Source organism: Pseudarthrobacter sp. rb, from assembly GCF_056389225.1.
In genome coordinates this window covers 1-1,551 of sequence record NZ_JBWJAR010000053.1, presented here as the reverse complement: position 1 = coordinate 1,551, position 1,551 = coordinate 1, and the positions used below count along the sequence as shown (strand labels likewise).

Sequence of the window (1,551 nt, the reverse complement as noted above, 5' to 3'; positions counted from 1 at the left end):
GGCTCCGTCGGCCGCCGAGCAAGCAAGCTTGCCAGCAACCAAAAAACAATCCGGGGGAGAGGGAAGCTGGCCGGTCACCTAAGCCGCCCCACACACCCCACGTCTCTGCAAAGGCAAAAACCATGACTGAAAAACTGACCATCACCGGCCCCGCTGACCTGCTGGCCACCGTCCCGCACCTGCTGGGCAACCAGCCCAAGGAGTCCTTTGTTGTTCTCACGACCCGGCTGGGCGCCCTCGGCGCAAGCCTCCGGATGGACGCGCCGGAAGAGGCGGCACCCCTGCACTACGCCCAGATGATGGCGACCTACGCGGCCAACGATGAGAAGGCCACGGGAAGCTACGTGATTGTTTACACCGACGAGAAGCCCGCCTACGGATTCCCCTACGCCGCCCACGTCCTCGCACTCAGCAACGAGCTGGCCACGGCACGGATGCCCGTGAAGAAGGTCTATCTGGTGACAGGCACCTACTGGGCCGCCTACGGCACCACCGAGCGGAACTCGCTGGACGAGATCCGAGACAGCAACGCCAACGCCACCTTCACCTATTTCGGATCCGCCCCCGATATCGACGTCTACAACCCGGAGCTGCTGGGCACGTGGGCGCTTCCGGTCCACGCGCCGGAAGGCACGGAAGAGCAACTGGAAACGGCCTGCGCTACCTGGGCCACCGTGCTGGATGGAGAAGGCACGCCGGACACGGAAACGGCCCGCCAGCTGGCCGCAGCATTCCAGCACCGCCACATCCGCGACTACCTGTTCCGCGACACCATCACCACGCACAACGGGAACTTTGGTGACACCCTCACCGGGAAGTTCACCGGCCGCCCTGACTGGGAACGCATCGACCGCGCCGAAGCTATCGCGTTCGACCTGATGAAGGTTGTACCCACCGGGCAGCGCGCCCCCATGCTGTCCCTGATGGGCTGGCTGGAATGGCTCAAAGGCCGAGGAACGCAGGCAGACCGCTACCTGAAGCTCGCGGCCGAGGACGTTTCGGACTTCCGGCTCGCCGTGCTGCTGCGCGAACTCATCAACCGCGGAGCCGTCGCAGACGTCGCCCGCGGCGAGGGAACTTCCTACCAGCGCCGCCTGATCTAGGACAGACGAGGCCGGGCCGGATCACCGTCGAGGTATCCGGCCCGGCCTCCGCAGTGGCGGGGCGGCCTCCCCCCCTGGCGCTCCTCCGGCCGCCACTAAAGCTGACGCGGGCGCAGCAACACATCCCGTAAGCGCGCAGGATCCCGGGCTACAGTGGGCAAGACGCCACTAACGGGAGGGACGCCGTGGGAACCGAATACATCTTGACCGACGACGACAAGCCAGCCGACGACGCCAGCCTGGCCGAGGACATCATTGAGCTGCAGCTGCTCACAGCCGGCGAGGAAACCGGCCCCGTGGATACCGCGCACGCCCAGGAACACCACAACCTCTAAACCCGACGCAGCGAAGCCGCTGCGCCCATAGATTCCCTTTGCAGAGGAAGCAGTAGAGCCGGCACCATGTGCCGGCTCTACTGCGGGTTTTAAGGGGTTTACCGATACCTTGA

General features: G+C 65.2%; 2 protein-coding genes. Both read left to right on the top strand.

Annotated features, from left to right (window positions below; all coding sequences use genetic code 11):
- The first annotated feature begins 122 nt into the window (after window positions 1–122).
- On the top strand, window positions 123–1,103 hold the full coding sequence (locus tag ACWRN3_RS22835) for a DUF4192 family protein (RefSeq protein ID WP_476742026.1): 981 nt from the start codon (window positions 123–125) through the stop codon (window positions 1,101–1,103).
- Between the two features lie 185 nt (window positions 1,104–1,288).
- Window positions 1,289–1,438 (top strand): hypothetical protein, encoded by a 150-nt coding sequence (locus ACWRN3_RS22830; RefSeq protein WP_476742025.1) that lies wholly within the window; start codon window positions 1,289–1,291, stop codon window positions 1,436–1,438.
- Window positions 1,439–1,551 lie beyond the last annotated feature (113 nt).

Bases quoted from the DNA above. Each gene is read 5' to 3' on its own strand.
- ACWRN3_RS22835 (WP_476742026.1), top strand. From the start codon at position 123: ATGACTGAAAAACTGACCATCACCGGCCCCGCTGACCTGCTGGCCACC.